Consider the following 7,259-nt stretch of genomic DNA (forward strand, 5'->3'; position numbering starts at 1 on the left):
CTATATAAAGTATATACATTATATTTAATTAGTTCAACAAATGAAGAAATACATATGTTTGTTAACTACAAAAATTCAAATTTTTTAAAATAGAACTTTACCAACTTTTCACAATTCGTAAATTGAAAATCAATAATAAGAAAGGTATAATTAATCTTAATGAAAGCGTTTCCTTAGGAGGGTAGTAAAATGGAAAATAATCATCAACAGCAAGTAGAAGAACTAGTTAATACATTAAAAAAACAATGTCGCACAGCATTTAAATTTCACGGGGAAGTCGCTATGCATTTATTTTTAAATGATAACTTTATACTACCTTCTAAAGTTGATATTTGTGTTGAACGTCTAAACTTAGTAGAAGTTTTAAAGTCAATTCCACTAACCTATACATTTAATTATTATGATAATAAAAATAATTTAATGGATAAAGAAAATTTAATAGTTCCCGACGTATCTTATATTGAAATAACTAAAGATAATTCTTTAATAATGAACGTTATTATCTACGATGTTATTAATGATGAATGGTTGTTTAGATTAGATAGCAATATTCGAATTCCAGAAAATAGTATTTATTTTCATTCCTTAACATGGGGTGTCGATTATATTAAACCTGAAATTGTACTCATGTATGATTTGCTTGGAGATATGGATTCTCAGCAATTAACTAATTATAAGAGGGTATTAGATGCATTAAGTTATTATCAATTTGTTATATTAAAGGGTGTTGTAGGCGAACATAAAATTAACGAAGTTATTGCTCAAAATAAATAAGTTAAATAAAGAAACATCTAATATTAAAAGGAGGTCAGATAAAGAACTCGCTTTAAATATTAGATGTTTTTTGTTATTTGCTTTTGCATAAATTCTTTAAACAAATACCATGATAGCAATATTCATAGGTAGATAATACTGCTTTATCAGCATCCTCGACTGAAATGCCAAACATCATTGATATTTCTGAAGAACCTTGGTTAAGCATCTTTATGTTAATATTTGATTCTGCTAAGGCGTGCGTAATTTTATTAGCAGTGCCAACAACTTTATTCATACCTTCTCCGACAATCATTAATATAGCTAAGTTATGCTCGATACTTAATTCATCTACGTCACATTTTTTTCTAATAGCATTTAGGACATCTTTTTCTTTATTTTTTATTTGACTAGTACGCATTATAATACTAATGCTATCAATTCCTGAAGGCATGTGATCAAATGAAATGTTGTAATCTTCTAAAATGCCCAATACCTTACGAGTGAAACCGACTTGTCTGTTCATTAAGTACTTTTTAATATTAATAACTGTAAAGTCCTTATCACAACTTATTCCTATAATTACATTTTTATTATTTATATCACGCTCATGACGGATAAACGTTCCTTTATCTTGAGGCCGGTTAGTATTTTTAATAACCACTGGAATTCTATGTTTATATAACGGTTGTAATGCCTCATCATGAAAGACGCTAAACCCTGCATAAGAAAGTTCTCTCATTTCCCTATACGTAATTTCTTCGATAAGTTCTGGATTTTTAATTACATTAGGATTCGCTCTGTAAATACCTGATACGTCTGTAAAGTTCTCATATAGCGATGCTTTTACACCTCTCGCAATGATAGCTCCCGTAATATCAGAACCGCCTCTTGGAAATGTAACTATAAAGTCGTGTTTTGAGACGCCGAAGAAGCCAGGAATAATAATCTTGCCTTCAATATCCCGTAATTTATAAATTTCGTCATAAGCTTCTTCTAATATTTGAGCTTGTTGAGGTAGATCAGTAACTAAAATACCTGCATCTTTTGGAGATAAATACGTCGTTTTATAACCTTTAGAATTATTGTAACTTGCGATTAATTGAGCATTAAAGTTTTCACCACATGATAATAAAGCATCATATAAACGTGGTGGTTGTTCTTTTAATGTTTCAATAATAGTTTCTAATGTTTCGTCAATTGTCGTTAGTAACGTTTTCTCCATATTAAGTTCTTCTAAAATATCTGCGTAACGTTGGATAATTTCTTTCTTCTTATCCTGATAATTTAAATTATTGAGAACCTTTTCGTAGAGACGAATTAAAAGATCTGTAGTTTTAATGTCATCTTTATGTCTCTTACCAGGAGCAGAAACAATAATAATTTTACGTTCAGGATCCTCATTTACAATATCAAGGACTTTTTTAATTTGTGATGCGTTTGAAACTGAACTACCGCCGAATTTTGCTACTTTCATATATGAAACCAACCTTTCTAAAAAATCAGAAAATTCTATTTAATTTTCTGATAGCACATGATAATATATATCTAAGTATTTACATTTTACGTTAAAAAAGTCCTATCAATTTAATATGTGTTAATAGTATACTAAATTTAAGTCTATTTCAATAACACAATTGTATTTCTGAGTAATACATAAGGGAGGAGATAATGATTATGAAAGAATTGAATGTTGCCTTGCTAGGTCTAGGGACTGTAGGATCAGGTGTTGTAAAAATAATCGAAGAGAATCGACAACAAATTAAAGATACGTTAAATAAGGATATAGTTATTAAACATATATTAGTACGTGATAAATCAAAAAAGCGTCCTATTAATATTAGTCAATATCATTTAACTGAAGACGTAAATGAAATTTTAAACGATGACTCTATTGATATCGTTATAGAAGTTATGGGTGGTATTGAACCAACAGTCAATTGGCTAAGAGATGCATTAAAAGGTGGCAAGCATGTCATTACTGCTAATAAAGACTTGCTAGCAGTCCATTTAAAATTATTAGAAGACTTAGCTGAACAACAGGGATTAGCGCTTAAATTTGAAGCGAGCGTCGCAGGTGGTATTCCAATAGTAAACGCAATTAACAATGGGTTAAATGCTAATAATATTTCTAAATTTATGGGGATTTTAAATGGAACATCAAACTTTATTCTCTCTAAAATGACACGTGAACAAACAACTTTTGAAGAAGCGTTAGATGAAGCACAACGATTAGGCTTTGCTGAAGCGGATCCAACTGATGATGTTGAAGGTATCGATGCGGCGCGTAAAGTTGTTATTACATCGTATTTATCATTTAATCAGGTAATCAAATTAAATGATGTAAACGTTAGAGGTATAAGTAATGTGACGCTAACAGACATTAATGTTGCTAAAAAATTAGGATATAAAATTAAATTAATCGGTAAAGGTACATATAACGGCAAAGTTAACGCGTCAGTTGAACCGACTTTAATACATCAAACTCATCAACTGGCATCTGTAGAAGATGAATATAATGCAATATATGTTGTAGGAGACGCAGTGGGTGACACAATGTTTTACGGTAAAGGTGCAGGAAGCTTAGCTACAGGAAGCGCTGTGGTGAGTGATTTATTAAATGTAGCATTATTCTTTGAATCTAATACACATACATTGCCACCACATTTTGAATTAAAAACAAATGAAACTCGTGAATTAATGGATACTGATAATACTATAGCTATAAAAGAGAAGTTGAATTTTTACGTTGTAATTAATAATGATGAACCTATTGAACGGTTCACAGAAAAATTAAAAGGGGCTTTACCATTCCATAGATCGCTTCAAATAGAACAACGTGATGAGCATTCGTATGGGGTAGTAATTATTGGCTTAGATTATTCACCTCAAGAAGTATTAAGTAGAGCTAACTTTAATGTCGAAAAAATTTATCCAGTTGAAGGGGTTTAATAACTATGAAAAGATGGCAAGGTTTAGTAGAAGAATTTAAAGATTTTTTACCAGTTAACCAAGACACACCAAAGTTAACTTTAAATGAAGGGCATACTCCATTAATTCATTGTGAGAATATATCGAAGTTATTAGATATTAATTTATACGTAAAGTATGAAGGAGCAAATCCTACAGGTTCATTTAAAGATAGAGGAATGGTTATGGCGGTAACAAAAGCCAAAGAACAAGGAAAAAAAGTAGTTATTTGTGCCTCAACTGGGAATACATCTGCATCAGCAGCCGCGTATGCAGCTAGAGCTGGATTAAAAGCAATTGTAGTTATTCCAGAAGGTAAAATAGCTTTAGGTAAACTCTCACAAGCAGTTATGTATGGTGCTGAAATTGTATCAATCGAGGGTAACTTTGATGAAGCTTTGGAAATAGTGAAAGAAATTGCTGAAAATGACGATGAAATTGAATTAGTTAACTCTGTTAATCCGTATCGTATAGAAGGACAAAAAACAGGCTCATTTGAAATTGTCGAACAATTAGAACAAGCACCTGATATTTTAGCTATACCAGTTGGCAATGCAGGAAATATTACGGCGTATTGGAAAGGTTTTAAAGAATATCATGAGAAGAAAGGCAGTGCACTTCCTCAATTATACGGTTTCCAAGCTGAAGGCGCCTCTCCAATTGTTCAAAATAAAGTTATCAAAAACCCAGAAACTATTGCGACTGCTATCCGCATAGGTAATCCAGCAAGTTGGAGTAAAGCTACAAAAGCATTAGAAGAATCTAACGGCTTAATCGATAGTGTTACTGATGAAGAAATTCTAGAAGCATATCAATTAATGACTTCTAAAGAGGGAGTGTTTAGTGAACCGGCAAGTATTGCTTCTATCGCAGGATTGATTAAATTACATCGTAACGGTAAATTACCGGCAGGCAAAAAAGTTGTGGCTATCCTTACTGGTAACGGCTTGAAAGATCCTGATACTGCAATATCTATTTTGGATAATCCAATTCAACCTCTTCCGAATGATAAATCAAGCATTATTGAGTACATTAAAGGGGCTTTATAAAATGAGTGAGTATCTGTATCTCAAAATCCCAGCTTCTACTGCCAATTTAGGAGTAGGATTTGATTCAATAGGTATGGCTATTGATAAATATCTAAATTTATATGTTCAAGAAATTGAAGATGAAGAATGGAAATTTGAATATTTAAATTCCGAATTAGAATCTCTTCCTAAAAATGAAGAAAATTATATTTATAAAGTAGCACAACAAGTAGCTTCTAAGTATAATGTTCATTTGCCTAATTTAAAGGTTGAAATGAGAAGTGAGATTCCTTTAGCTAGAGGATTAGGTTCCTCTGCTTCAGCATTAGTAGGTGCTCTTTATATCGCTAATTATTTCGGTAATATTCAACTTTCAAAGCATGAGCTACTCCAACTAGCTACTGAAATTGAAGGACATCCTGATAACGTGGCTCCAACAATTTATGGGGGGCTTTTAGCGGGATATTATAATCCAGAAACTAAAGAAACAAATGTCGCACATATTGATGTTCCTAATGTTGATATTATATTAACTATACCATCATATGAATTAAAAACTGAAGACTCTAGAAGAGCGTTACCTCATACATTTTCTCACAAAAAAGCAGTTCAAAATAGCGCTATAAGTAATACGATGATTTGTGCGCTTATTCAACATAATTATGAACTTGCTGGGAAAATGATGGAACAGGATGGTTTTCATGAACCATTTCGTCAACATTTAATACCTGAATTTGAACAAGTGAAATCACTTGCTAAAGAATACAATGCTTATGCAGCAGTTATAAGTGGTGCTGGTCCAACAATATTAACACTAAGCCGTAAAGAAAAAAGTGGGAAGCTTGTTAGAGCCTTTAGAACACAAATTCCTTCCTGTACATCTGAATTAGCTACAATTAATGAAACGGGTGTAGTAGAAGAAGTGGTATATCCTTCTTAAATTTATTGTAGAATAAATGAGAATGAATTTTGAAAGGAGTACATCAAAGATATGAGTAATTATAAAGTTATTGTAATGGATATGGATGATACTTTAATAAATAGTAATAATGAAGTAAGTCTTGAAACTAAAGAATATTTAATCAATATTCAAAACCAAGGTTATAGATTAGTTCTTGCTTCTGGAAGACCTACTGAGGGTATGTTACCTATTGCTAGAGAATTAGAATTAGATAAACATGATAGTTATATTATAAGTTATAACGGTGGTAAAACAATCAAAGTAGCGACTGAAGAAGTTGAAGTAAGTAAAAGTGTATCAAAAGAAAATTTTGATAAGATTGCTGATTATTGTAGAGAAAAGAACTTTTTAGTACTAACTTATCAAGACGGACACATTATCCATGATGGTGACCATGAGTATAGAGATATAGAATCTGAACTTACTGGCTTACCTATGAAACGCGTAGATGATATAAAAAAATATATTAACGAAGATGTACCAAAAGTGATGGGCGTTGATTATGTTGAAAATATTACTCACGCGCGAGATGCAATGAACGGCTCTTTTAATTCGCAAATTGATGTAACGACAAGTAAACCATTCTTTTTAGAATTTATGGCTAAAGGCGTCTCTAAAGGAAATGCGATTAAAGCATTATGTAATCAATTAGAAATTCCTTTATCAGATGTTATTTGTTTTGGAGATAGTTTGAATGATCAATCAATGTTTGAAGTCGTAGGATATTCTGTAGCGATGGGTAACGCTAACGAGGAATTAAAAGCGATAGCTGATAAAACGACGTTAGATAATGATTCTAACGGTATACCAGTCGCATTAAAAGAACTTTTATAATACAAAAATAAGCCACCTTCTATAAGTGAAGGTGGCTTATTTTAGTGTAATTATTTTATTTAGCTGTGTGTGTCCACTCATGCTTACCTTTATAACGTTTAACATACGCATAGACTTGGTCTGCCGCATAATCAAGATTTGTATAAACGGTTATCGTATATGCCGATTGATGTTCTCCGAAAGGTTCATTACTAAATACGTCTTTTAAATGATTGAATAAATTTTCCATTTGGTTATGTTCAAGGCTTGGATATTCTCGTAAAGTGCGTTTAAGTAATTGGCCGTTTTTCTCTTCAAGAGATTGGACCACTATCACAAAACGTTCTTCGCTTTTAATGACGTCATCAAATAAGTTTGTTTGACCAACCATAGTATTTCTCACCTCTAAGTTCATATCTTTATTTTAATTATACTAAAGATATTCGTTTTGGAAAATAAGTAGTCTTGAATTAAATAGTAATATAAAACGAATGGCATAGGATTATTTTTAAAATCAAAATGCCATTCGTTTTTGTAATTTCTTCTATTAAATTAATCGTGATATTGATGTGGTGTAATATCCATTTTATCTAGTTTCACGTATTTTGTTTTTCTTATAAATTTATGAATAAAGAAAATAAATGCCAATATCATAATAGGTAAGATATTTACTAAAAATTTTCCAATATCACCAGTCGTTAAATCATCAAATGAATTACCAAAATATAAAAAGA

The 7,259-nt window shown here is 31.3% G+C and carries 7 protein-coding genes and 1 pseudogene; 5 read left to right on the top strand and 3 right to left on the bottom strand.

Annotated features, from left to right (window positions below):
* The first annotated feature begins 189 nt into the window (after positions 1–189).
* Entirely contained in the window at positions 190–774 is a 585-nt protein-coding gene (locus tag CD147_RS10370; RefSeq protein ID WP_103167355.1) for a hypothetical protein, read from the top strand.
* Positions 775–847: 73 nt separating this feature from the next.
* Here CD147_RS10370 and CD147_RS10375 read toward each other — a convergent pair whose 3' ends face one another.
* The gene (locus CD147_RS10375) at positions 848–2,230 is read right to left on the bottom strand and encodes an aspartate kinase (protein ID WP_103167356.1); all 1,383 of its coding nucleotides are present in this window, start codon (positions 2,228–2,230) and stop codon (positions 848–850) included.
* Between the two features lie 200 nt (positions 2,231–2,430).
* Here CD147_RS10375 and CD147_RS10380 point away from each other — a divergent pair, with 200 nt between their 5' ends.
* Genes CD147_RS10380 through CD147_RS10395 form a run of 4 tightly spaced genes read left to right on the top strand, consistent with a single transcriptional unit; the run spans position 2,431 to position 6,546 of the window.
* Positions 2,431–3,705, top strand: a complete 1,275-nt coding sequence (locus tag CD147_RS10380) for a homoserine dehydrogenase (RefSeq protein WP_103167364.1) — start codon at positions 2,431–2,433, stop codon at positions 3,703–3,705.
* Between the two features lie 5 nt (positions 3,706–3,710).
* On the top strand, positions 3,711–4,772 hold the full coding sequence (gene thrC, locus CD147_RS10385) for a threonine synthase (protein WP_103167357.1): 1,062 nt from the start codon (positions 3,711–3,713) through the stop codon (positions 4,770–4,772).
* Position 4,773: 1 nt separating this feature from the next.
* Complete coding sequence (thrB, locus tag CD147_RS10390) at positions 4,774–5,691, top strand: homoserine kinase (protein WP_103167358.1); 918 nt, start codon at positions 4,774–4,776, stop codon at positions 5,689–5,691.
* Between the two features lie 51 nt (positions 5,692–5,742).
* Complete coding sequence (locus tag CD147_RS10395; RefSeq protein ID WP_103167360.1) at positions 5,743–6,546, top strand: Cof-type HAD-IIB family hydrolase; 804 nt, start codon at positions 5,743–5,745, stop codon at positions 6,544–6,546.
* A 55-nt stretch (positions 6,547–6,601) separates the two neighbouring features.
* On the opposite strand, the gene CD147_RS10400 is transcribed toward CD147_RS10395, so the two are convergent.
* On the bottom strand, positions 6,602–6,916 hold the full coding sequence (locus tag CD147_RS10400) for a hypothetical protein (protein ID WP_103167362.1): 315 nt from the start codon (positions 6,914–6,916) through the stop codon (positions 6,602–6,604).
* Positions 6,917–7,077: 161 nt separating this feature from the next.
* Positions 7,078–7,259: pseudogene (locus CD147_RS10405) on the bottom strand (amino acid permease); the annotation flags it as partial.

Origin of the sequence: Staphylococcus devriesei (assembly GCF_002902625.1) — a bacterium.
In the GTDB taxonomy this organism is placed as follows: domain Bacteria; phylum Bacillota; class Bacilli; order Staphylococcales; family Staphylococcaceae; genus Staphylococcus; species Staphylococcus devriesei.

Excerpts from the sequence above, each read along its gene's own strand:
- CD147_RS10400 (WP_103167362.1), bottom strand. The coding sequence starts at position 6,916 with ATGGTTGGTCAAACAAACTTATTTGATGACGTCATTAAAAGCGAAGAA.
- CD147_RS10380 (WP_103167364.1), top strand. The coding sequence starts at position 2,431 with ATGAAAGAATTGAATGTTGCCTTGCTAGGTCTAGGGACTGTAGGATCA.
- CD147_RS10395 (WP_103167360.1), top strand. The coding sequence starts at position 5,743 with ATGAGTAATTATAAAGTTATTGTAATGGATATGGATGATACTTTAATA.
- CD147_RS10375 (WP_103167356.1), bottom strand. The coding sequence starts at position 2,230 with ATGAAAGTAGCAAAATTCGGCGGTAGTTCAGTTTCAAACGCATCACAA.
- CD147_RS10370 (WP_103167355.1), top strand. The coding sequence starts at position 190 with ATGGAAAATAATCATCAACAGCAAGTAGAAGAACTAGTTAATACATTA.
- thrC (WP_103167357.1), top strand. The coding sequence starts at position 3,711 with ATGAAAAGATGGCAAGGTTTAGTAGAAGAATTTAAAGATTTTTTACCA.
- thrB (WP_103167358.1), top strand. The coding sequence starts at position 4,774 with ATGAGTGAGTATCTGTATCTCAAAATCCCAGCTTCTACTGCCAATTTA.